This is a genomic window from Catellatospora paridis (genome assembly GCF_009720365.1).
GTDB lineage: Bacteria > Actinomycetota > Actinomycetes > Mycobacteriales > Micromonosporaceae > Catellatospora > Catellatospora paridis.
This window is the reverse complement of the sequence record NZ_ML769328.1, coordinates 6,633-28,691: the sequence shown is the minus strand read 5'-3', so window position 1 is coordinate 28,691 and position 22,059 is coordinate 6,633. Positions and strand designations below refer to the sequence as shown.

Here is a 22,059-nt window from a genome sequence, read left to right as displayed (position 1 = left end):
TCCTTCTTCACAGGCTGCGGGCGGTGATGTCGCCGTGGTCGGTGGTCGCGTGGATGTTCAGGCGGGCCGTGCCTTCGGTGTTCTTCAGCGCGTTGTGGATCCGGCCGTAGGTGGTGCCGGCGTCCAGGGAGGCGGAGACTCCGGCGGCGGCGCCGACCGTCACGTCGCCCATGCGGGTGCGCAGCACGACCGTGCCGGAGCCGGCCTCGGCGATGGTGATGTCGCCCTGCTGGGTGCTGATGTCCGCCGGGCCGGTGAGTCGGCCGACCGTGACGTCGCCGGCGTGGGCGGCCACGCGTACGCTCGCGGCTTCGTCGATCTTGACCAGGCCGTGCGCGCCTTCGCAGGCGACGTCGCCGAGCCGCCCGACGCCGCGGAACTCGACGGCGGAGGCCTTCGCCTCGACGCGGGAACCGGCGGGCAGCCGGACCGTGACCGCGACGGCTCCGGACGGGCCGAGGATCTGGTTCTTCTCCGCCGGGGCCGTGATCCGCAGGACGCCGTCGTCGAATGCGACCGTGGTCTGCTCGGCGGCCGTCACGTCGCGGCTCTTGGCGGCGTTGGCCGGCAGGACCTCGACGATGGTGTCGGCCCGGTCGGCGGCGATGAACTGGATGCGCCCGGCGGGGATGTCCAGGACGGCGGAGATCGTGGCGGGGGTGTCGAACTTCTGCATCGTGTTCTCCAGTGCTTGACTGTTGTTTCTGATGTCGGAAACGCTACGTTGCGTTCGCTACTATCGCAACAAGGTCGTTGCGAATAGACGTTGTAGTCGCAGGTGAAAGCCGAGAAATCGTTGCAACAGGCCTGACGCTAACGCAATGGAGCGGGCGCGAACGTTGCATTGGACTGTCCGCGAACGCTACGATGGCGGCACCAGGAGACACGAAGGGAGATCACGGTGCCGGGAGGCAGACTCACCCAGCAGGAACGTCAGCAGATCGCGCTGGGACTGGCCGACGGCCTCGCCTATGCGGAGGTCGCTCGGCGTCTCGACCGGCCCACCTCGACGATCACGCGCGAGGTGATGCGCAACGGCGGCCCCACCGCCTACCGCGCCGATCTGGCCCACCGGGCCACCGAGCGGCGCGCCCACCGGCGCAGGACCACCCTGCCCCGAGGACAGGGCGCGGTCACGCAGGGGCACGGGCGCGACGACGAGGCCGTGCGCGAGTACGAGGAGGCGTTCACCACCCTGCTGATGCAACAGGGCCTGCCCAAGATGATGGCCCGGGTGCTGACCTGCCTGTTCATCGCCGACGCGGGCAGCCTCACCGCGTCCGAACTCGTCCAGCACCTTCAGGTAAGCCCGGCGTCGGTGTCCAAGGCGATCGCGTTCCTCGAAGAGCAGGGCCTCATCCGCCGGCAACGCGACGACCGCCGCCGCGAGCGCTACTTCGTCGACGACGACGTCTGGTACCAGTCGACGATCGCCAGCGCCCGCGGCATCGCCCAGGTCGCCGAGACCGCGCGCAAAGGCGTCGGCGTCCTCGGCCCCGGCAGCCCTGCCACCGTCCGCCTCGAGAACATCGCCCGCTTCAGCGACTTCATCAGCGAGAGCATCTTCCGCGCCGCGGAGCAGGTCCGCGAGATCCTGTACACGAAGCCCGAACCGAGCCCGGACGGCAACGGGGAGCCGGGCTCAGTCCGCGGATAGCCGGGCTGCTACTTCTCCTGCTGTCGGCGCACCAGCTCGGTGATCCAGATGGGCGCGAACGGGGACGTGCAGTTCGGCGGCGTCGGGTAGTCCTTGAGCACTTCGAGGCGCTCGCCGATGTCGATGGCACGGGCGCGGTGCTCGGCGTGGTCGATCCCGATCTGGGCCAGGCAGTGGTTCATCGCCCACTGCAGGCGGTCCGGGGCGTCCTTCATCTCCGCCTCGATCACGTCGAGCAGCCCGGCGAGGTCGAGGCCTTCGGGCTTCTTCGCGACGCGCTCGGTGGTCAGCGCCCAGCCGGCGCTCGCGACCACCGGATCCGGGTCGGCGAACCAGGCCAAGCGCAGTTGTTCGGCGTGCGGGTTCTTCTTCACCACGTAGTTGACGAGCCAGTCGTGCACCTTGGGGATGCGCGCCTCGCGCAGCATGGCGTCCAGCTCGTCGCGCCCGAACGCCTTCGGGCGGCAGATCAGGAGCGCCACCAGGCGCGCCGCGCTGTCGCCGGTCGCCCAGAGCCGGCAGGCGAGGTCCTGCTGCGTCTTCAGGCGCTTCGCGAGCTCACGCAGCTTGCCGAGGTTCACGCCGTGGTCGTCGCCGTGCCTGGCGTTCACCTCGCGGAACTTCGGGTCCTCGAGCGCGGCCAGCTCGGCCATCACCTCGGCCACCGTCGTCTCGGCCACCTCAGCCTCCTGTCCGTGAGTGGGTTCAGCGTACGAGGAGAGCACGGTAGCCCGGTCAGCCCACGTGCAGTACGAGGATCTCGTGTTCTTCGAGCGCGGCTATCCCGTCACGCAGGATCTCCAGGCCGTCCCGAGCGGCTGTTGCGGCTTCCGCGAACCCGTAGGCCATGGTCTCGAAGTGCCGATGCAGCTCCCGATCGCCGCGCGCGGCGGGATCCAGCTGCGGCAGGAACACCTTGTGCGCCGGCGTCATCAACACCGTCAGGCTGTACGAGGCGTTGATGACGTCGCACTCGGCCCCGTACTCCGACGCGAACAGGTCCACACCCTGGTCGTCGAGGTACGTCAGCAGGTGGACCATGCAGTAACCCGACCAGCCGTAGTCGCCCGCGACCTCCCGACCGACCGCCCGCAGCGTGTCACCCGGCAGTTCGTGGCCGCCGTCGATCACGTCCTGGTACGTGACGTCCGATCGCGCGTCGAGTTCGGCCGCGAGTTCGGCCGCGGCCACCAGCCTGGGAAGGTATGCGCGGTCGAGAAAGTGGAACCCGGCTGTCGCGGACACCTGTGTCACCACCTTCCTGACGGTCGTGGAATCACCGGCTCGCCGGCGTGGAGCCATCGTGGCAGTAGCTGGTGATCCGCACACCGGGCGGGGCGACATCGTTGGCGAAGCCGGTGACGAACGCGGCCGCGAGGGCCAGCGCACCGACGGTCGCGCCGAGCGCGAAGTCACGCGACTTAGCCGAGTCCGTCTCGAAGAGCGTGGATACGCTGCCCAGGAAGACGATGCACCACGGCACGATGCCGAGGAAGGCGGCGCTCATATACCACGCCTGCGCGCAATTGCCGAACTGCGAGCGGCTCACCAGCAGTGCCACCAGGGCCGGACACAGTCCGATCAGGACACCCGCGCACCGTCGCGCCCATCTCGACGCCCCCATGCGGCGAGGCTACGCGGTGCCGCCGGTCTCGTGGGGGCAGCGGTTCAGCCGGCGAGCACCTCGGACAGCGTCGCCGGCTGGAGGCCCCGCTCGGCCAGCCCCTGCAGGATGTGCGGCAGTGCCTCGTCGGTGAGGCGGGCGTTGTCCTCGGTGACGTGCAGGATGATCACGGAGCCGGGCTTGACCTTCTTGAGCACCGCGTTGACGATCGGCTTCCAGCTGGTGGCGAACGGGTCGCCGCTGACGACGTCACCGTCGACGACGGTCAGGCCCAGCGGGGACATGGCGCGCAGCGCCGCCCGGTCGTGGCACAGGCCGGGGAAGCGGAAGTAGCGGGTCTGGCGTCCGCCGTACCGCTCAATGATCTTGAAGGTCTTCGCGACGTCCTCGGTCATCGCGGCCGGGGGAATGCGCGGCAGGTCGTAGCACCCGGCGGTGAAGGCCTGGTGGCCGTAGGTGTGGTTGGCCAGCTCGAAGCGCGGGTTGCCGGCGAGGCGCGCGGTCAGCTCGGGGTAGCGCTGCACCCACTTGCCGGTCAGGAAGAACGTGGCCGGGACCTGCTCGCGCTCCAGCATCTCGATGATCCGGACGTTGGCGTACGACTTGACGCTGCCGTTCTTGAGCTGCGCGAGCATGCGGTCGGTCATGTCCGCGTCGAAGGTGAGCGCGACCAGGTTGCCGGTGCGCGGCCCGTGGTCGACCACCGGCGGCAGCAGCCCGGCCTTGGTCTGGCCGGGCCGCCCCGGCGGTGCGGTCGGTGACCCCGACGGGCTCGGCGGCACCGAGGGCGCGGTCGAGGCCGGCGCCGCGGCGCTGGTGGTGGATGCGGCCACGAAGACCGGTTCGTCTGCTTCCGCGCCGCATGCGGCCAGCAGGACGGCGGCTGCAGCGAGCAGCGCGGGTACAGCCGAGGGGAGGCGCACGCGGCAATGATCGCAGCAAGGGGACCACTCGCGTCGCCCCTCCCCGAAACTCAGCGCAGCAGGCTGCCCGCGATCTCGCGGCCCTGCGTGGTCCACGCCGCGGGGCGGCCGGAGCGGTCCATCTTCACCATGACCCGGCGGCCGTCGGCGAAGACGGTGCCGCCGTCCTCGGACAGGAAGCGGAAGCCGTAGACGGCGCTGGTCTCGCCCATGCTCTCCAGCCAGAACTGGACCAGGATCGGGCCGGTGCCGCGTACGGGCGCGTGGTAGGTGATGGTGAACTCGCGCACCGCGGCGATCATGTCCGGGCTGCTCGGCACCCCGTCCCGGAAGCCGTAGCCGTGCTCTGCCCAGAACTCCGACATGGCCCGCTCCAGGATCAGGGCGTAGCGGGCGTTGTGCATGATGCCGACGATGTCGAGGTCGTCGATGTGGACGACGGCCCGGCGGACCGTACCGGTGGTGGTGTCGAGCGTGGCGGTGGTCATCTCGGGCCTTTCAGTCGTACGGCAGCAGGTCGGGGTCGGTGGCGAGGCCGCGCAGGCGGGCGAGGACGGCCTGGCGGGCGTCGTCGAGGCTGCGCGCCAGCAGGCGCGAGTGCAGCAGTGCCGCGACGCCGGCCGCGTCGACCTCGAAGGCCAGCCGCCGGGGCACCGTGTCAGGCGGCAGCTCGCCGAGCTCCACGGCCTCGGTGACCAGGCGTTCCAGCAGCGTGATCCACTCTGCGAGGACCACCGCGAGCCGGTCGGGCACCGTGCCGGTGCGGCCGGTGGACTCGAACTCGGCGATGGCGAAGAAGCAGCCACCGGGGAGCACCCGCTCGCTGTAGAAGGCCAGGCGGGACTCGTGCAGCGCGAACAGGCGGCGCACCCCGCGGGGCCGGTCGAGGGCGGGGCCGACGACGCGGCGGGCCCACTGGTCGCGGGCATGCTCGATCGCCGCGAGCTGCAGCTCTTCCTTGGAGGACCAGTGCGCGAAGAGCCCGGACTTGCTGACGTGCAGCCGTTCGGCGAGCTGGCCGAGGGACAGGCCGTCGAGCCCTGCTTCGCTGGCCAGCGCCACGGCGGCGTCGAGCACCGCGGTGCGGGTGCGCTCGCCGCGGGCCAGCCGCCCGTCCGTTCCGGTCATGGTGCCAGGCTATTAAAAAGACCGATCGGTCGTACGGTTTTGTGAGGCGGCTCACCGCATCGCGGCACTTCAGACGGCCTCGTCAGGGGACGACGAGGGTGAGTTGGCGGGTGCCGGTGGCGATGGTGATGCGCTGGCCCCAGGCCATCACCAGGTGGTCGGCTTCGACACCGTCGGCGAAGGCGACCAGGCGCTCGCTCTCGCTGGTCAGGGTGAGGCGCTGGCCCGGGCCGACGCGGCCGGCGGTGAGCCGCGCGCCGGTGGCGGGCGAGGGCCAGGCCTCGCGGACGAACCAGCACAGCTCGGAGGCGTCCGGACCGGGCAGGGTGCCGGCCAGGTCGCGCATCAGCGCGACCGACCCGCACCAGCCGGTGGCGCCCGTGCCCGTGCCCACCAGTACGCCCGACGACGAGTGCCGCTCCTGCTCCCCCTGCGGCGTGGCGATGACGTATCGCGACGACTGGTGGGTCTGGTGGCCGATGTAGATCTCGTTGAGGCCGGCGAGCTGCTGGCCGTCGTCGAGGGTGGCCACGGCCATCGCGCGCGACTGGGTGGGCGCGCGCCCGGCGAGCACCGCCGGCAGCAGGTCCGCCAGGTCGCGGGCGGCGAACCTGGCCAGCACCCCGGGATTGCGGTCGGGCTCGGGGTTCACGCCCAGCACCGGCTGCCCGGCGAGATACTTCGCCACGTTCGCGACCAGGCCGTCCTGCCCGACCGTGACCACGATGTCCTCCGCCGCGAACAGGAACCGGGACAGGTCGTCCCGGTGCACCTGCCCCCGCCGCCAGTCCGCCGGCAGGGCGGCGCCGACCGTGGCCAGCGCCGCGTCCTGCGCGGCGTGCCGCGCCTCCACCTCGGCGATCTCCCTTCCCCGTTCCTTCAGGAAGTACGCCGCCGCGGCGCGGGTGCCATGCCGGGCCAGCAGTTCGTCGAGCTCGCTGCGCCGGGACACCACGACCGCCCGCGGGGCGAGTGTCGCGCTCATCGGAGCGCTCCGCCGCGCCGCGTGGTCCGCTCGTTCATCTACCCGCTCCGCTCGTCCCGGCCGTGGCGGTCATCGGTCCGACGAGCCCGCGCCGAAGCGGGAGAGCAGGCCGGTGATGACGTCGGGGGTGACCGTGAGCTGGCCGATCTCCGGCAGCTGACCGGCCAGCTCGCGCAGCGCCAGGCCCCGCAGCACCTCGGGCGGCAGGTCCCGGTATGCCGCGAGCTTGGCCGCCTCGGCCTCACCCTGGGCGACGCCGAGCGCGCGCACGCCTGCCGCCCTGGCCTCGGCCAGCAGCTGCTCCTTCTCCGCCTCGGCGGCGTTGAGCAGCTTCTCGCGCTCGGCGCGTCCCTGCGCCTCGACGAGCTGCGCGGAGGCGACGAGTTCGGCCTTGCGGCGGGTGTTGGCGCCGTTCTGCTCGACCAGCTGCTGCTCGCGCCGGGCCAGCTCGATCTTGTTCTGGAGCTCGTTCTCGGCGATGCCGCGCTCCTGCTCGACGGCCTGCGCGCGGCGGGCGAAGGTGGCCCGGTCGGCCTCGACCTGCACCGCTTCCCGGGTCGGGGTCTGCAGCGCGCGCTCCAGCTCGGGCTCGGGCCGGATCGCCACCACCCGGGCGCTGACCACCTGCACGCCCAGATCGGACAGGCGCGGCTCGTTGCCCAGCGCGGCCGACACCGCCTCGCGGACCGCGGCGACCTCGCTCAGCGCCTCGGCCAGCGGCAGCCGGGTGAGCAGGTCGAGCGCGGGCTGCTGGGCCAGCTCGGCCAGCAGGGTCGCGATCTGGTCCAGCGGCCGGGCGCGGGCCTTGCCCAGGTACGGGTCGATCGAGAAGTCGAGCCGGCCGACCGCGACGGCCGGATCGGCCACCCGGTAGGTCACCGTGGCCTGCACGGTGACGTCCGTGAAGTCGCTGGTGCGGGCGTGGAACAGCAGCGGCAGCTCGCGGTCGTCGACCGGCACCTCGCTGAGCACCGCGGTCAGCGGCCGATACCAGAAGGCCAGGCCGATGCCCTCCCGCTTGGCCCGGCCGCGCACGCTGTGGCGCACCCAGTTCGTCGGCGTGCTGCGCAGGTGGCGCAGGAAGAAGCGCCTGGACACGTCAGCCATGGTGATCGTTCTCCTTTGGAGGATTCCCCGGTCCCTTTTTCGTCATGCTGACGATAAGCGTCGTGATACATTCTCGTCAAGGTGGTGATAAATCAGATGGCCGACTTCTCCAGCCCCGGCGGCTCCGTCTCCGTCACAGCCGACCTGGTGGTGCTGACGGTGCAGAGCAACGAGTTGCGGGTCCTGCTGGTGCGCCGGGGCATCGAGCCCTACCGGGGGGCCTGGGCGCTGCCCGGCGGCTTCGTGCTGCCCGACGAGGACCTCGACGCGGCCGCGGTACGCGAACTGCGGGAGGAGACCGGGCTGACCGCGCCGGTGGGCCACCTCGAACAGCTGGCCAGCTACGGCACCCCCGGCCGGGACCCGCGGGGGCGGGTGGTGACCGTGGCATACCTCGCGCTGCTGCCGCACCTGCCGGCCCCGGTCGCGGGCAGCGATGCCGAAGGCGCGGCCTGGGCGGCGCTACCCGTCGGGGAGCTGGCCTTCGATCACGCGCGCATCCTGGCCGACGGCGTCGAGCGCGCCCGCGCCAAGCTGGAGTACTCCCCGCTGGCGACGGCGTTCTGCCCACCCGAGTTCACCATCACGGAGCTGCGCGAGGTCTACGAGACGGTCTGGGACGCCCGGCTCGACCCGCGTAACTTCCACCGCAAGGTGACCGGCACCCCCGGGTTCGTCGAGCCGGTGGGCCGCAGCATCGCCGCCGAACGCGGCCGCCCGGCCCAGCTCTTCCGCCGCGGCCCCGCCCGCCTCCTCCACCCGCCCATGCTCCGACCCACCCCCTGAACCCGCCCATGCCCGGCGGGGCGGGGCGGGACAGGGGTGGGGTCAGGCGGGGCGGCCGAAGCTGTGGATGGGCGCCGCGTCCATGCGGCGCATGGCGATCGGTTTGCCGGTCTGTGAGGCGTGGACGATCCAGCCGTTGCCGGCGTACATGCCGACGTGGTGCAGGTCGCTGTAGTAGAAGACGAGGTCCCCGGGCTTGAGGTCGGCGCGGCTGACGGACTTGACGTTGGCGCGCTGGGACCTCGCGTTGTGCGGCAGGGAGACACCGGCCTGGGCCCAGGCGGCCTTGGTCAGGCCGGAGCAGTCGAAGGTGCTCGGGCCCGCGTCGCCCCAGCCGTACATCTTGCCGATCTGGCGGCAGGCGAACTGGACCGCCTTGCCTGCGGAGCCGCCGGGATACGCCGTCGGGCAGGGGACGGGAGCGAGCTCGCCGATGCCGCCACCGTTGGAGTACGCCTGCAGGCGCAGCTTGTTCAGCTTCGTGATCTCCGCCTCGACGGCCTTGGACCGGCCGGCCTGCTCGGCCTCGGTCTTGGTGAGCTGCGCGATCGTCTCGTCCAGCGGCTGCTTCACGGCATCCAATGCCGACTTCGCGGCCAGCGTGTCCGCGATGCGTTCCTTCTTGTCGTGCGCCAGCTGGTCGAGCACGAGCAGCCGCTCCGCCATGACGCCGGCGTCGCCGTTGCGCAGGAAGGCGTTGACCTGGGCCAGGGTGCCGCCACGGTAGAGCTGGTCGGCCAGCACGCCGATGCGGGCCCGGGAGACCTGCACCTTCTGCTCCAGCGGCGTGAGCTGCGCGGCCAGCTCGTCGGCCTTCTTGCGCTGCTTGGCCAGTTTGAGCTTGGTGGCGTTGTGCTCTTCGATGACCGGCTCGAGCTTTTCCCACTGCTCGTCGATCTGTTTCTCGATCTCGGCCGGGGTGGGCGCCGCGTGGGCCTGCGCCGCGGGCGCGAGCAGGGCGAGGAGGACGACAGCGGCCGTCATGAGGCCGCGGCGTATGCGTGGTGCACTGGGGAGCCCCGCGTCGAGGGGCCGATTATGGCTACACACAGGGATTCACGTTAGGCAAGACCGTTACAAGAACGCAATTCCGCCGATGCCGTCGCGTGTCACCAGGCGTTCTATCCGATCGCGACGAACAGGTCGTCGACCGTGCCGTGGAACTGGTCGTTGCCGGGGGCCACGCCCTTGCCGCCGATCCGCAGCGGGGCGTCGTTCTCGATGCTCAGGTCGGCCGGCACGGCGGCCGTGCCCTGCGGCACCCCGTCCACCCAGATGCGCAGCACGGCCCCGTCCCGCGCGCACTCGACGGTGTGCCAGCGCCCGTCGGCGACGCCCTGCGCGGCCTGCGCCACGTGGATGACGTTCTTTCCGTGCTGCGGCCCGGCCAGGACGCAGGAGGGCTTGCCCTTGGCGCCGTCGACCTGCAGCTTGAACTGCGTGCCGAATTGCGAGTAGCCCTTCTGCAGCACGTTCGAGCCCTTGCTGGTCTCGGCGGGGGCGATCAGCACCGCGGCGCCCCAGCGGAACGCCCGCAGGCGGGGGTTGAGCGCCGCGTCGGCGCCCGCGTCGAGGATCGCCCGCGGGCACTGCATGTCGTCGGAGCTCGCGCAGGGGCCGGGGAAGCGCACCGCGAAGTCACCGTCGCGCGGCACGAGCGCGACGTCGCCGCCGGTCTGGCTCTCCTCCCGCACGGCCAGGGGCCCGGCCGCCGCGCCGACCACCCGGGCCCGCTCCAGACCGTCGGCGAAGTCGAACACCACGCCCTCGCGGGTGACCTGAGCGGACGGGCTGGGGGCCGCGGCGCTGGGGCTCGGGAAGGCCGGCGGCGAAGGCGGCGTGGCACTGGGGGCCTCGGGCTCGTCGCCGGACAGCCACACCGCCACGACCGTGACGGTCACGGCCAGCAGCACCAGTCCGGCAATGATCGCGGGCCACCGCTTGAATCCCATTTGCCCATATTTACCAGAACGGCAGCCGGCGCGGCCTCACGTAGCCGCCTGAAGAATAGTTTCATGTTTGCAACGCGTATCGGTAACTATTGACTAACCGTACGGCCGAGGGCAGGGTGACCGCATCGGACAGTCGAAGGGAGCCGTACGTGTCACCCCGATTCCCCCTGCGCCGGCTGGCGCTGCTCACCGCGGTGGGCCTGGGACTCGGCGCCGGCGTTTCGCCGGTGGCCGCCCAGGCCGCATCGCCACCCACCCGCCAGGCCGACTACCAGGCCGCCGCCCAGGAGTTCGGCGTGCCCCTGGACGTACTGCTGGGCGTCTCCTATCTGGAGTCCCGCTGGGACGCCAACGCGGGCGCGCCCAGCACCTCGGGCGGCTACGGCCCGATGCACCTCACCGACGCGGCCTACGTGGCCGCCCTGGCCCCCGCGGCCGAGCCGGAGACCGCGGGTGACCCCGTGCCCGCCGAGGACGCCCGCGGCGACGACAGCCGCCCGCAGGCGGTCGGGCACCCCGACGGCGCCCCGGCTCCGGCCGAGGCGTCGCTGCACACGCTGCCGGCCGCGGCGGAGCTGACCGGCCTGTCCGCCGAGACGCTGCGCACCGACCCGGTCGCCAACATCCGCGGCGGAGCCGCGCTGCTGGCCTCGTACCAGCAGGCACTGGGCGCGCCGAAGGGCGCGGACACCGACCCGGCGGCCTGGTACGGCGCGGTGGCCCGCTACTCCGGCGCGGACAGCGAGCAGGCCGCGGCGGCGTTCGCCGACGAGGTGTACGCGACGCTGCGCGACGGCGTCGCCCGCACCACCGACGAGGGGCACGCACTGAGCCTGAACGCCCGGTCGGTGACCCCGGTCAAGGACTGGCTGATCCGGCTCGGCCTGCGCAAACTGGCCCGGCCCGACGGCATCGAGTGCCCGATCGACATCTCGTGCGAGTCGCTGCCCGCCCCGTACGAGGCGTTCGGCGACGGCGACTACGGCAACCACGACAAGGGCAACCGGCCGCAGGCGCAGCGCATCGAGTACATCGTCATCCACGACACCGAGGCGAGCTGGGCGACGACCCTGAAGCTGGTCGCCGACCCGACGTACGTCAGCTGGCACTACTCACTGCGCTCGGTCGACGGCCACATCGCCCAGCACGTGAAGGCCAAGGACGTCGGCTGGCACGCGGGCAACTGGTACGTCAACGCCAAGTCCATCGGCCTGGAGCACGAGGGCTTCGCGGCGCAGGGCGGCTGGTACACCGAGGCGCTCTACCGCACCTCGGCGAAGCTGGTGCGGCACCTGGCGCTGCGGCTGGGCATCCCGCTGGACCGCAAGCACATCATCGGCCACGACAACGTGCCCGGCACCATCACCTCCACGGTCGCCGGCATGCACTGGGACCCGGGCCCGTACTGGGACTGGTCGCACTACTTCGACCTGCTCAAGGCCCCGTTCCGGGGGCTGCCGGAGCCGCTGGCGGGCCACGCCGGGCTGGTCACCATGAACCCGGACTTCGCCACCAACAAGCCCGCGTTCACCGGCTGCACCGGTGCGGCGAGCAACCCGTGCCCGCTGCGCGCCAGCTCCTCGGTGATCCTGCGCTCGGCTCCCGACCTGGCCGCACCGCTGGTGCGCGACCCGGGCCGGTGCGGCACGAAGGCGAGCACCATGCTGATCAGCGACCACTGCGCGCGGGCCTCGGCCGGCCAGACGTACGCGGTCGCCGAGCGGGCCGGTGAGTGGACCGCGATCTGGTACCTCGGCCAGAAGGCCTGGTTCCGCAACGCCGACGCGGGACCGCTGTGGAACGTCGGATTCGTGGTCGAGCCCAAGCCGGGCCTGGCGAGCATCCCGGTGTTCGGCCGGGCCTACCCGGAGGCGGCGGCCTACCCGGCCGGCGTGCCGGTGCAGGCGGTCAGCCCGCTGGCGCAGTACACGATCGCGGCGGGCCAGCGGTACGCGGCCGGGCCGGTGCTCGCCGGGGAGTACTACCGCGCCACCACGTTCGACTGGTCGGCCCCCGGTGACGGCACCGTCATCCGGGGCGGGCAGCAGTACGTGCAGATCCAGTTCGGCCAGCGCATCGCGTACGTGCTGCGCTCCGACGTGGTGCTGAAGCCCGCGGTCAGCTTCTGACGCGGTGACGTGAAGAAGGGCTCCCCGCGATCCGCGGGGAGCCCTTCTTCACGTCCGGGTCGGTCAGCTGGGACGCACGTATCCAGCCAGCGGCATCGTGTCGATGTAGGCCATGCGCACCACGTCACCGGTGTGCGGCGCGTGCACCATGACCCGCCTGCCGTTCACCGTGCCCACGTACATGCCCACGTGGTGGAGCCCGTCGTTGGGGTAGAAGAAGACCAGGTCGCCGGTCTGCGGCGTGCTGACCCGGGTGCCCTCGCCCCACTGCGCCTTGGTGTAGTGGGAGAGGCCCACGCCCGCCTTGGCCCAGGCCCACTGGGTCAGGCCGGAGCAGTCGAAGGTGTCGGGCCCGTCGGCTCCGTAGACGTAGCTCTTGCCGATCTGCTTGCAGGCCCAGGTCGCCGCGGTCTGGCCCTTGCCGCCGATGGCGGTCGCCGGGCACAACGAGCCGATCTTGTAGCTGCCGCCGGGCGCGCCGCTGCCGTAGGCCTTGAGGCGCAGCGCCTGCAGCTTGCTCATGTCCGCCTCGATGGCCTGCTTCTTCTTGGCCATCTCCTCGTCCTTGGCCTTCTGGTCGGTGATGGCCTTGTCGAGCGCGGCCTTCTCGACGTCGAACTTGGCCTTGGCCTCCGACGTCGCCGAGATCTGCTCCTGCTTGCCGTGGGCGATCTGCTGGAGGATCATCAGCTGGTCCGCGAACTGCTGGGGCGAACCGCTGCCCAGCAGCGCGTTGACCTCGGTGTTACGGCCACCCTTGTAGTACTCGGCGGCGATCACGCCGACCCGGGTCCGGGTCGTCTCGACCGTCATCCGCAGCGGCTGGAGCTTGGCGTCCAGCGTGGCCGCCTTCTTCTGCAGCTTCTTCAGCTCGCCGTGGACCTTGTTGTACTCCTCGATCAGCGGCTCGAGCTGGTTCCACTCCTTGGCGATCTGCGCCTCGATCTCGGGGAGAGTCGGCTCGGCATGTGCGGGCAGTGCCGGCGCAAGGCCCACGAGCAGGGCGCCGATCAGCACGAGCGCCCGAGTGAACGAGCGCGACGCGGTACGGAGGGGGGTCACCGGAGCTCCTTTTCCGCCGACCGCGTCCGGTGAAGCACGGGGGTGGAACCGGGCGCGGTGTCCGGGGCGGGGTCGCGAGGGGTCACGACCCGGCGTACGCACCAGACGGTCACCAACACTAGGAAAGAAGGTGAGCCGGTTTCAAGCCGGAAGCGGGACAACTTCGCTGAGCTGCACTGATGTCACTCAGCGTGCCCCACGATTCTCGATCCGTGGGGCACTCCGACGGCAGGCCTGACCAGCGCGGGCGTCCGCCGCGGTCACGCTCCGTAAGGACGGGTTCATACCGCCGGGGCCATGATGGCGTTGAGCACATCATCGAGCGTGACCACACCCAACGGCAGCTGGCCCTCGCTCACCAGCACGATGTGCCGCCGCTCGCGGCGCATCGACAGCAGCAGCTCGGCCAGCGAACGGTCCGGCGGCACGATCGCCAGCGGCCGGACGATGGTGCCCGGGATCGGCTCGCGGCGGCTCGCGCCCGCCAGCCCGATCACGTCCTTGATGTGCACGAAGCCCAGCACCCGCCGGGTCCCGCGGGCCACCACCGGGAAGCGGGACCGCCCGGTGCGGGTGGCCAGCACCTCCAGCGTGGCCGGGGAGGTGTCGTCGGTGACGATGGTGACCGACGACCACGGCCGCAGCGCGTCCGCGGCGGTGCGCTGGTGCAGCGCCAGCGCGCCCGCGATCCGGGCGTGCTGCTCCGGGTCCAGCAGACCCTCGGTGTGCGCCTGCTGGACCAGGCCCGCCAGCTCCTCCGCGGTGAAGACGGTCTTCACCGCGTCCGCGGCTTCGACCCGCCACAGCCGCAGCACCTTGCGCGAGGCCCACTTCATGGCCACCAGCAGCGGCTTGGTGGCGATGCAGAACGCCAGCAGCGGCGGGCCCAGCCAGAGCACGCTGGCCTCCGGCCCGGCCAGCGTGATGTTCTTCGGCACCATCTCGCCGATCACGGTGTGCAGGAAGACCACGATGAGCAGGGCGATCACGAAGGCGATCGGGTGCCGCATGTTCTCGGGCAGGCCGAGCGCGTGGAACACGGGCTCGATGAAGTGGGCCAGCGCCGGCTCCGCGATCGCGCCCAGCGCCAGCGAGCACAGCGTGATGCCCAGCTGCGCACCCGCGATCATCAGCGGGATCTGGTTCATCGCCGACAGCGCCCAGGCCGCGGGGCGCGAGGTCTGCGCCTTCGGCTCGATGACGGTACGCCGGGAGGCGATCAGCGCGAACTCGGCGCCGACGAAGAACGCGTTGCCCAGCAGCAGCGCCGCGGTGATCAGCAGTTCAGTCATCGTCGTCACCCGCCAGCTGGACCAGCCGCACCTGCTCGACCCGGTGCCGGTCCATCTCCACCACGGTGAACTCCCAGTCGTTGGCGACCAGGGCGTCGCCCACCACCGGGATCCGGCCCAGTTCCGCCATCAGGTATCCGCCCAGCGTCTCGTACGGGCCCTCGGGCAGCCGGAATCCGGTCTGCTCGTCCAGCTCGTCCTCGCGCAGCATGCCGTCGACCAGCCAGGTGCGCACGCCGCCGGGCACGGTCACCTCGATCGAGCCCGACTCCTCCTCCTCGGCGGTGTCGTGCTCGTCGGCGATCTCCCCGACCAGCTCCTCGACCAGGTCCTCGATGGTGACCACACCGTCGGTGCCGCCGTACTCGTCGACGACGATGGCGAAGTCGGAGCGGCCCGCCCGCAGCGCGGCGACGACCTTGTCCAGGTCGAGCGAGCCCGGCACCAGCACCGGTTCGCGGGCCACCGCGGCGACCGTGGTCAGCGAGCGGCGGGCCGGCGGCACCGCGAGCGCGTCGTTGACCGACACCACGCCGGTGACCGTGTCCAGCGTCTGCTCGTACACCGGGAAGCGGCTGTGTCCCGTCTCCCGCGCGGCCTCGAACAGCTCCGCGACCGTCGCCGAGCCGGCCAGGCCCACCACGTCGATGCGCGGCGTCATCGCCTCGGCCGCGTGCTTGTCGCCGAAGCGCACCGTGCGCTGCAGCAGCAGGGCGGTGTCCGTGGGCAGCGCGCCGGCCTGCGCCGAGATCGCGGCCAGCAGGCCCAGCTCCTCGGGCGAGCGGGCGCTGGCCAGCTCCTCCTGCGGCTCGATGCCCATCCGGCGTACCAGCCAGTTGGCGGTGCCGTTCAGCGTGAAGATCAGCGGCTTGAACATGCGTGAGAAGACCCGCATCGGCCCCGCCGTGCGCAGCGCCACCGGCATCGGCCGGGACAGCGCGGCGTTCTTCGGCACCAGCTCGCCGAAGAGCATGGAGAACAGGGTCGCGATGCCGAGCGAGATCACGTGGCTCAGCCCGGCGGACACCCCCAGCGGCTCGACCAGCGGCCGCAGCGCGGGCTCGGCCAGATAACCGGTGAGCAGCGCGGTCAGCGTGATGCCCAGCTGCGCGCCGGAGAGCTGGAAGGACAGTTCCCGCAGCGCGCGGCGCACCGTGCGGGCCGGACGCTCGCCCCGGTCCGCCCGCTGGTCGATCTCCGCCCGGTCGACGGTGACCAGCGCGAACTCCGCCGCGACGAAGAACGCAGTGCCGACCGTGAGCAGCACGAAGAACAGAATGGGCAGGATTGCCGACAACGCGTCGATGACGAGATCACCTCAGCGCCCGATTCTAGCTGTGACATGGCGCCCGCCTTCGCGGGCGCTGGCGATCGGCCTCTCAGCCGGTCGCACCCGCGCGTCGCTACATCGCTGCGCGATGCCACGCTCCTTTACGGGTGCGACCGGCGGCCGATCGCACCGTGCGCCCACCGGCCACACCCAGCTCTTGTCGGCCGGGCGGGATCAGGCGGCGGGGGTGGGTTTGACGGAGCGGAGCAGGACCGAGGCGACGTCGATGACCTCGACCTCTTCCTGGCCCTTGGCGCGGACGCCGTCGGTGATCATCGTGGAGCAGAAGGGGCAGCCGACGGCGATCGTCTTCGCGCCCGTGGCCAGGGCCTCCTCGGTGCGCTCGACGTTGATCCGCTTGCCGATGCGCTCCTCCATCCACATGCGCGCGCCACCGGCGCCGCAGCAGAACGAGCGCTCCTCGCGCCGGCCCATCTCGATGATCCCGGTGCCACCCCCGGCCGCCGTGGTCGCGCCCGCGCCGATGGCGGCGCCGAGCACTTCGCGCGGCGGGGTGAAGACGCGGTTGTGGCGGCCCAGGAAGCACGGGTCGTGATAGGTCAGCCCGCCGTCGATCGGTGCGACCGGGGTGAGCTTGCCGGTCTTGACCAGGTGCGCCAGCAGCTCGGTGTGGTGCACCACCTCGACGTCGAGACCCAGCTCCTTGTACTCGTTGCCGATGGTGTTGAAGCAGTGCGGGCAGGTCGCGACGATCTTCAGCGCGCCCGACTCTTTGATCGTCTCCACGTTCTGCTGGGCGAGCATCTGGTAGACGAACTCGTTGCCGATCCGCCGGGCCGGGTCGCCGGTGCAGGTCTCGTTGTTGCCGAGGATCGCGAACTTCACGCCGGCCTCATTGAGCAGCGTCGCGACGGCGCGGGTGGTCTTCTTGGCCTTGTCCTCGAACGCGCCGGCGCAGCCGACCCAGAACAGGTACTCGAACTCGTCGGTCTCACCGACCCGCGGCACGGCGAAGTCCAGGCCCTTGGTCCAGTCCTCGCGGGTGTTGGGCGGCGCACCCCACGGGTTGCCCTTGTTCTCCAGGTTGCGCAGCATCGCGCCGGCCTCGGACGGGAAGCTCGACTCGATCATCACCTGGTAGCGGCGCATGTCGACGATGTGGTCGATGTGCTCGATGTCGACCGGGCACTGCTCGACGCAGGCGCCGCACATGGTGCAGGACCACAGCGCGTCCGGATCGATGATGCCCAGCTCGGCCGCGCCCCCGACGAGCGGCCGCTCGGCTTCGGCGAGCGCCAGCACGTTGACCCCGGCCAGCTGCTCCGCGGTGCCCTTCTCCTCGCCGGACAGGTCCTTGCCGCCACCGGCCAGCAGGTAGGGGGCCTTGGCGTATGCGTGGTCGCGCAGCGACAGCACGATCAGCTTCGGCGACAGCGGCTTGCCTGTGTTCCAGGCCGGGCACTGCGACTGGCAGCGACCGCACTCGGTGCAGGTGGAGAAGTCCAGCAGGCCCTTCCAGCCGAAGTGCTCGACCTGGGAGACGCCGAAGGTGTCCTTCTCCGGGTCGGCCTCCTCGAGGTCGATCGGGGCGCCGTTCGAGGTCATCGGCTTGAGCGCGCCGAGCGCGGGCGCGCCGTCGGCGTTGCGCTTGTAGTAGATGTTGAAGAAGGCCAGGAAACGGTGCCAGGCCACGCCCATGGTCACGTTCAGGCCGATGGTGATCGCCCAGGCCATGGAGACCAGGATCTTGACCAACGCGGTGATCGTGATGGCGTTCGGCCAGGCGGGCAGGACCGCGCCGAGCGCGTGCGACAGCGGGGTGGCCCAGGCCGGGTGGTGGAACATGTCGTTGGCGACCTTGAACCCGCGGATTCCGAAGCCAAGGATCAGCACCGCGAGGATCACGTACTCGACGAAGTAGGCCTGCCACATCGTCGAGCCCGCGAAGCGCGAGTTGGAGGTGCGGCTGGGCCGCTGGCGCAACCGGATCGCGATCAGCACGACGATCGCCGGGATGCCGAGGATGCCGATCCACTCGGTCACGAAGGCGAAGACGTCCCAGCCGCCGAGGATCGGCAGCTCCCAGGCCGGGTTGACGACCTCGAAGTAGGCGCCCGCGACCAGCGTCGACAGCACGATGAAGCCGATCATCACGAACCAGTGCGCGGCGCCGACCACGGACCACTTGAACATCCGGGTGTGGCCGAAGGTCTCCCTGAACATGGTGGCGAGCCGGGTGCCCCGGTCGTTGGTACGGGTGGGGTCGGGCTGGCCCAGCCTGATCACGGCGAGCATCTGCCGCACCGCCCGCACGACCAGCGCCACCGCGACCGCGGTCACGGCGACTGCGATGACCGTGCTGACGATCTGTACGCCGCCCATACCCACGCCTCCCTGCGTCGGAACAGCCCTGTGTATAAATCCCACCGCAGCCTACGCCCTAGTTACCGTTCAGTAATGTGAGGGTAGGCACAGGACTGCCCATCACCCTAGGGCAGCCGCAGCTCACCCGGGCTCGGACGGCTCCGGACAGCAACCGGGGTCACAGCCCGTGCGCCCACGCGCATTCAGGCCGCGACCCCGGATCGCGAGCTATCGTGGAGCGCCGCTGAAGCTCAGCGCCACTTGGAGAGCAGACCGAGCGCGCCGACCATGGCGCCGAAGCCGACAGCGAGGTTCCAGTACCCCCAGCCCTGCACCGGGTACAGCGTCTCGGACAGGTAGTACACGACGAGCCAGGCGATACCGAAAACGATCAAAGTGACCGCGGTGATCGGCAACCAGATCGGGCTCGGCTTCTTGTCCGCGGCGGTCGCCGAGGGCACCACGTCGGTAGGCGGCGTGTAGATCTTCTTCTTGCGGACCTGCGACTTCGGCACGGTTGTCTCCTGGAGGGGCCCTGCCCACACCGGTCGATGACCTCGAGCATGGGCCTGAATAATGTTCGACAGATAGCGTAGTCAGATCGTCGCGTTTTGGCACGGAGGGGGAGTGGTGGAATACACATCCGGCACCTCGTCATGGCGTAAAGCCGTGCTCCGAGCCGGGCGCGGGTTCAGTCGCATACCCGGTCGGCGCCGTAGCGGGTGGACCCTCGGCGTGCCGCTGATCGCGGCGATCGCCGGTCTGCTGTTCACCGTGAGCGCGACCACCTCCCAGGGAACCACGCTACGCGAGGACAACAGCGTTCGGCTGGATCAACTGGTGGGAAAGAAAGAGGTCGAGGTCGGCGCGGCCGTCCAGGACGTGAACCGGCTGCGCGCCGACATCGACGCGCTGACCGGCACGCAGGCCGGCGGCGACGGCCCAGTGTCGGCCGAGCGCGCCCGCGGCGAGGGCTACCTGGCCGACGCCGGTCTCACCGCGGTGCACGGCCCTGGCCTGACCGTACGCATGGACGACGCGCCGCCCGGCGGCAACGGCCTGTCCACCGGGGCCACCCAGGACGACCTGGTGGTGCACCAGCAGGACGTGCAGGCCGTGGTCAACGCGCTGTGGGCGGGCGGGGCCGAAGCCATGACGATCATGGGCGTACGGGTGGTCACCACCACCGCCGTGCTGTGCGTCGGCAACACCCTGCTGCTCGACGGGCGGCGCTACTCCCCCGAATTCGTGATCTCGGCGATCGGCGACCCGGCCCGGATGCAGGCGTCGCTCGACGCGGCACACGGCGTGCAGGCCTTCCGGGACGCTGTACGCGCATACGGGCTGGGATATAGCGTCACCCGCGAGACGGACATCGTCGCTCCCGCGTACCAGGGATCGGTGCTGCTGCGCCATGCTTCGGTGCCGCGTTAGTAAGAGCCGGAGACACGGATGAGCAGGCATCGGGCGCAAGAACCCGCGGACGACGAGACGACCACGTTCCCTCGCGTGGCCGAGGCCGCACCGCAGGCGGACGCCTCCATCACCAGCGTGCTGCCGGTGGTCCCGGCGGCGGCCACCACGGTGCTCCCGGCGGACGCCACCACGGTGCTCCCGATCATCAGCTCCGCCACCGCACCACCGTCACCGCGACCCGCAGCACCGCCGAGCCCGGCAGCAACACCGAGCCCGGCAACACCGCCGACCCCGGCAGCTCCACTGAGCCCGGCAGCCCCGCCCAGCCCCGCAGCGGCCGACGCGACGACCCTGCTGCCCCGGATCACGGATCAGACCACCCAGCTGCCGCGCATCACCCGGCCCGCGCCCGCCTTGGCGACCGGGCGGGCCGTGGCCACCGACGAGACCGGCCTGCTGGGCGCGATCCCGCCCGCGCCGCCACCATCGCCTGAAGACGACGCCAAGCCGTCACCGCGGCCCCGGTGGAGCGGGGAGCCGCTACCGCCTCCGGTCAAGGCGCTCCGGGCCGGCGACAAGAACTACCGGAGCATCCACTCCGAGTACACCCGCACTACGGTGGGCTCGGTGATCCGCACGACGCTGCGCGGCACCGGCGAGCTCATGATCACGTTCGGCCTGGTCATCCTGTTGTTCGCCGGGTACGAGGTGTGGGGCAAGACGGCCATCGTCGACGCCCACCAGAGCGAGCTGGAGCAGCAGCTGAACTGGGATGAGCCGACCGTCGGGCCGACCCCGACGGCATCGGTCGCCCCGCTGGCGCCGCTGCCCGGCGGCTCGCTGGCGAAGCTCTACCTGCCCACGCTGAAGAAGCACTGGGTGGTGGTGCAGGGCGTGACCCAGAAGGACATCCGGTTCGCCCCCGGCCACTACCCCAACAGCGCGATGCCCGGCCAGAAGGGCAACTTCTCGGTGGCCGGCCACCGCAACCGGGCCACCTTCTGGGATCTCGACAAGCTGCACGCCGGTGACAAGATCGTCGTGGAGACGCCCACCATGTTCTACATCTACGAAGTGGTCAAGCAGCGCATCGTGCTGCCGACCGCGGTGGAAGTGGTGCGCGCGGTGCCGCCGACCATGGGGGCGGGCAAGCTGATCACCCTGACCACCTGCAACCCGAAGTTCGACAACTACCAGCGGCTGATCATCCACGGGAAGCTCGTCGACGAGCAGCCGCGCTCCGAAGGACGTCCGGTCGAGCTGGCGGGGATGGCCTGATGTACGCGTGGATCTGGCGCAAGCTGCCGTTCGGCCTCGGCGGCAAGGTGGCCGGCTCGGTGGTGCTGCTGGGCGTGCTCGGCGCGCTGCTGTGGTACGTGATCTTCCCGTGGGCGGAGCCGCTGCTGCCCTTCGACGACGTCCAGGTCGGCGACCCGGACAGCGGATACACACAGCTGGACGAGACGTTCCCGGATCCGTCGGGCACACCGGAACCGGGCGACGGCCACGACATCCCGTACGACACCGGGGAGTCCCCGGCGCCGACGCCGAGCAGGTGAGGGCCATGCGCGTTCTCGTGATCGACAACTACGACTCGTTCGTCTACAACCTGGTGCAGTATCTCGGCCAGCTCGGGGCGGAGTGCGAGGTCCGGCGCAACGACGAGATCAGCGTCGCCGACGTCGGGCGGGTCGGGGCGGCCGGTGTGCTGCTCTCCCCCGGCCCGGGCGCACCCGAGTCGGCCGGCATCTGCCTCGACGTGATCGCCGAGTACGCCGGGAAGATCCCGCTGTTCGGGGTGTGCCTGGGCCACCAGGCCATCGGGCAGGCCTTCGGCGGCACGGTGACCCGCGCCCCGGAGCTGCTGCACGGCAAGACGTCCCAGGTGACGCACACCGGTGCGGGCGTGCTGGCGGGCCTGCCGGACCCGTTCACGGCCACCCGGTACCACTCCCTGGCCGTTCTCGAGGAGACTCTGCCCGCCGAGATCGAGGTCACCGGACGGACCACGCCCGTCGACGGCTCAGTGGGGGTGGTGATGGCGATGCGGCACCGCACGCTGCCCATCGAGGGCGTGCAGTTCCACCCGGAGTCGGTGCTCACCCAGGGTGGCCACCTGATGCTGGCGAACTGGCTGGCGTCCTGCGGCTTCCCCGAGGCCCGCGACCGCGCGCCCGAACTGGCCGAAGAGGTCGAGCAGCGCCGCCTTGCCGCCTTCCCTGCCTGACCCCAGCCGTCGACTCGCACGCATGACAGAAGTGGCGGCCCCCCCGGGCGGGGGGGGGCCCCAGGTAAGTGGGCGAGGGGGCGGGGGGGGGGGGCGGGGGGGGGGGGGGGGGGGGG

Annotated in this window: 23 protein-coding genes; 7 read left to right on the top strand and 16 right to left on the bottom strand. The window is 71.1% G+C overall.

All coding sequences use genetic code 11. The features are described from left to right. Window positions 1-7 precede the first annotated feature (7 nt). A complete protein-coding gene (locus F9C41_RS29235) occupies window positions 8-676 on the bottom strand; it encodes a DUF4097 family beta strand repeat-containing protein (RefSeq protein ID WP_155390042.1) in 669 nt (222 codons plus the stop codon). A gap of 225 nt (window positions 677-901) precedes the next feature. Here F9C41_RS29235 and F9C41_RS29230 point away from each other — a divergent pair, with 225 nt between their 5' ends. Beyond that, the gene (locus F9C41_RS29230; RefSeq protein WP_155390041.1) at window positions 902-1,657 is read left to right on the top strand and encodes a GbsR/MarR family transcriptional regulator; all 756 of its coding nucleotides are present in this window, start codon (window positions 902-904) and stop codon (window positions 1,655-1,657) included. Window positions 1,658-1,665: 8 nt separating this feature from the next. On the opposite strand, the gene F9C41_RS29225 is transcribed toward F9C41_RS29230, so the two are convergent. From F9C41_RS29225 to F9C41_RS29190, 8 genes are all read right to left on the bottom strand, one after another. Next, the gene (locus F9C41_RS29225) at window positions 1,666-2,337 is read right to left on the bottom strand and encodes a DNA alkylation repair protein (protein WP_230690111.1); all 672 of its coding nucleotides are present in this window, start codon (window positions 2,335-2,337) and stop codon (window positions 1,666-1,668) included. 55 nt (window positions 2,338-2,392) lie between these two features. Beyond that, window positions 2,393-2,902 (bottom strand): hypothetical protein, encoded by a 510-nt coding sequence (locus F9C41_RS29220; RefSeq protein ID WP_155390040.1) that lies wholly within the window; start codon window positions 2,900-2,902, stop codon window positions 2,393-2,395. 31 nt (window positions 2,903-2,933) lie between these two features. After that, window positions 2,934-3,218 (bottom strand): hypothetical protein, encoded by a 285-nt coding sequence (locus F9C41_RS29215; RefSeq protein WP_155390039.1) that lies wholly within the window; start codon window positions 3,216-3,218, stop codon window positions 2,934-2,936. Between the two features lie 107 nt (window positions 3,219-3,325). Further along, window positions 3,326-4,204 carry a polysaccharide deacetylase family protein gene (locus tag F9C41_RS29210; RefSeq protein WP_230690110.1) on the bottom strand — a complete coding sequence of 293 codons (879 nt, stop codon included), beginning with the start codon at window positions 4,202-4,204 and terminating at the stop codon, window positions 3,326-3,328. 50 nt (window positions 4,205-4,254) lie between these two features. Beyond that, window positions 4,255-4,692 carry an acyl-CoA thioesterase gene (locus F9C41_RS29205; RefSeq protein ID WP_155390038.1) on the bottom strand — a complete coding sequence of 146 codons (438 nt, stop codon included), beginning with the start codon at window positions 4,690-4,692 and terminating at the stop codon, window positions 4,255-4,257. A gap of 10 nt (window positions 4,693-4,702) precedes the next feature. Further along, a complete protein-coding gene (locus F9C41_RS29200) occupies window positions 4,703-5,332 on the bottom strand; it encodes a TetR/AcrR family transcriptional regulator (RefSeq protein ID WP_155390037.1) in 630 nt (209 codons plus the stop codon). An 82-nt stretch (window positions 5,333-5,414) separates the two neighbouring features. Next, the gene (locus tag F9C41_RS29195; RefSeq protein ID WP_155390036.1) at window positions 5,415-6,317 is read right to left on the bottom strand and encodes a diacylglycerol kinase catalytic domain-containing protein; all 903 of its coding nucleotides are present in this window, start codon (window positions 6,315-6,317) and stop codon (window positions 5,415-5,417) included. 69 nt (window positions 6,318-6,386) lie between these two features. Then, window positions 6,387-7,424: an SPFH domain-containing protein gene (locus F9C41_RS29190; RefSeq protein WP_155390035.1), complete on the bottom strand. Its 1,038-nt coding sequence runs from the start codon at window positions 7,422-7,424 to the stop codon at window positions 6,387-6,389. Window positions 7,425-7,520: 96 nt separating this feature from the next. Between F9C41_RS29190 and F9C41_RS29185 the strand changes: the two genes are divergently transcribed. Then, window positions 7,521-8,210 carry an NUDIX hydrolase gene (locus F9C41_RS29185; protein WP_155390034.1) on the top strand — a complete coding sequence of 230 codons (690 nt, stop codon included), beginning with the start codon at window positions 7,521-7,523 and terminating at the stop codon, window positions 8,208-8,210. A 42-nt stretch (window positions 8,211-8,252) separates the two neighbouring features. Here F9C41_RS29185 and F9C41_RS29180 read toward each other — a convergent pair whose 3' ends face one another. Together F9C41_RS29180 and F9C41_RS29175 are read right to left on the bottom strand one after the other, a co-directional pair. Then, window positions 8,253-9,194: a C40 family peptidase gene (locus F9C41_RS29180; RefSeq protein WP_155390033.1), complete on the bottom strand. Its 942-nt coding sequence runs from the start codon at window positions 9,192-9,194 to the stop codon at window positions 8,253-8,255. A gap of 137 nt (window positions 9,195-9,331) precedes the next feature. Further along, on the bottom strand, window positions 9,332-10,162 hold the full coding sequence (locus F9C41_RS29175) for a LamG-like jellyroll fold domain-containing protein (RefSeq protein WP_155390032.1): 831 nt from the start codon (window positions 10,160-10,162) through the stop codon (window positions 9,332-9,334). A gap of 149 nt (window positions 10,163-10,311) precedes the next feature. Between F9C41_RS29175 and F9C41_RS29170 the strand changes: the two genes are divergently transcribed. Continuing rightward, a complete protein-coding gene (locus F9C41_RS29170) occupies window positions 10,312-12,291 on the top strand; it encodes an N-acetylmuramoyl-L-alanine amidase (RefSeq protein WP_155390031.1) in 1,980 nt (659 codons plus the stop codon). Window positions 12,292-12,354: 63 nt separating this feature from the next. On the opposite strand, the gene F9C41_RS29165 is transcribed toward F9C41_RS29170, so the two are convergent. The 5 genes from F9C41_RS29165 to F9C41_RS29145 form a co-directional block, all read right to left on the bottom strand. After that, a complete protein-coding gene (locus F9C41_RS29165; protein ID WP_155390030.1) occupies window positions 12,355-13,353 on the bottom strand; it encodes a C40 family peptidase in 999 nt (332 codons plus the stop codon). A 281-nt stretch (window positions 13,354-13,634) separates the two neighbouring features. After that, a complete protein-coding gene (locus F9C41_RS29160) occupies window positions 13,635-14,645 on the bottom strand; it encodes a hemolysin family protein (protein WP_155390029.1) in 1,011 nt (336 codons plus the stop codon). Continuing rightward, a complete protein-coding gene (locus tag F9C41_RS29155) occupies window positions 14,638-15,930 on the bottom strand; it encodes a hemolysin family protein (protein ID WP_155390057.1) in 1,293 nt (430 codons plus the stop codon). The genes F9C41_RS29160 and F9C41_RS29155 overlap by 8 nt, the downstream gene beginning before the upstream one ends. A 219-nt stretch (window positions 15,931-16,149) precedes the next feature. Then, window positions 16,150-18,318 (bottom strand): (Fe-S)-binding protein, encoded by a 2,169-nt coding sequence (locus tag F9C41_RS29150; RefSeq protein WP_155390028.1) that lies wholly within the window; start codon window positions 18,316-18,318, stop codon window positions 16,150-16,152. 233 nt (window positions 18,319-18,551) lie between these two features. Continuing rightward, entirely contained in the window at window positions 18,552-18,815 is a 264-nt protein-coding gene (locus F9C41_RS29145; RefSeq protein ID WP_155390027.1) for a cell division protein CrgA, read from the bottom strand. Window positions 18,816-18,930: 115 nt separating this feature from the next. On the opposite strand from F9C41_RS29145, the gene F9C41_RS29140 reads away from it, so the two are divergent. From F9C41_RS29140 to F9C41_RS29125, 4 genes are read left to right on the top strand one after another with little or no spacing between them, the layout of a single operon-like run. Further along, window positions 18,931-19,734 (top strand): DUF881 domain-containing protein, encoded by an 804-nt coding sequence (locus tag F9C41_RS29140; RefSeq protein WP_155390026.1) that lies wholly within the window; start codon window positions 18,931-18,933, stop codon window positions 19,732-19,734. Window positions 19,735-19,752: 18 nt separating this feature from the next. Then, window positions 19,753-20,994, top strand: coding sequence for a class E sortase (locus tag F9C41_RS29135; protein WP_230690108.1), 1,242 nt, complete (start codon window positions 19,753-19,755; stop codon window positions 20,992-20,994). Next, window positions 20,994-21,275: a hypothetical protein gene (locus F9C41_RS29130; RefSeq protein ID WP_155390025.1), complete on the top strand. Its 282-nt coding sequence runs from the start codon at window positions 20,994-20,996 to the stop codon at window positions 21,273-21,275. Before F9C41_RS29135 ends, F9C41_RS29130 begins: the two co-directional genes overlap by 1 nt. Window positions 21,276-21,280: 5 nt before the next feature. Then, window positions 21,281-21,943 (top strand): aminodeoxychorismate/anthranilate synthase component II, encoded by a 663-nt coding sequence (locus F9C41_RS29125; protein WP_155390024.1) that lies wholly within the window; start codon window positions 21,281-21,283, stop codon window positions 21,941-21,943. The last annotated feature ends 116 nt before the right edge of the window (window positions 21,944-22,059 follow it).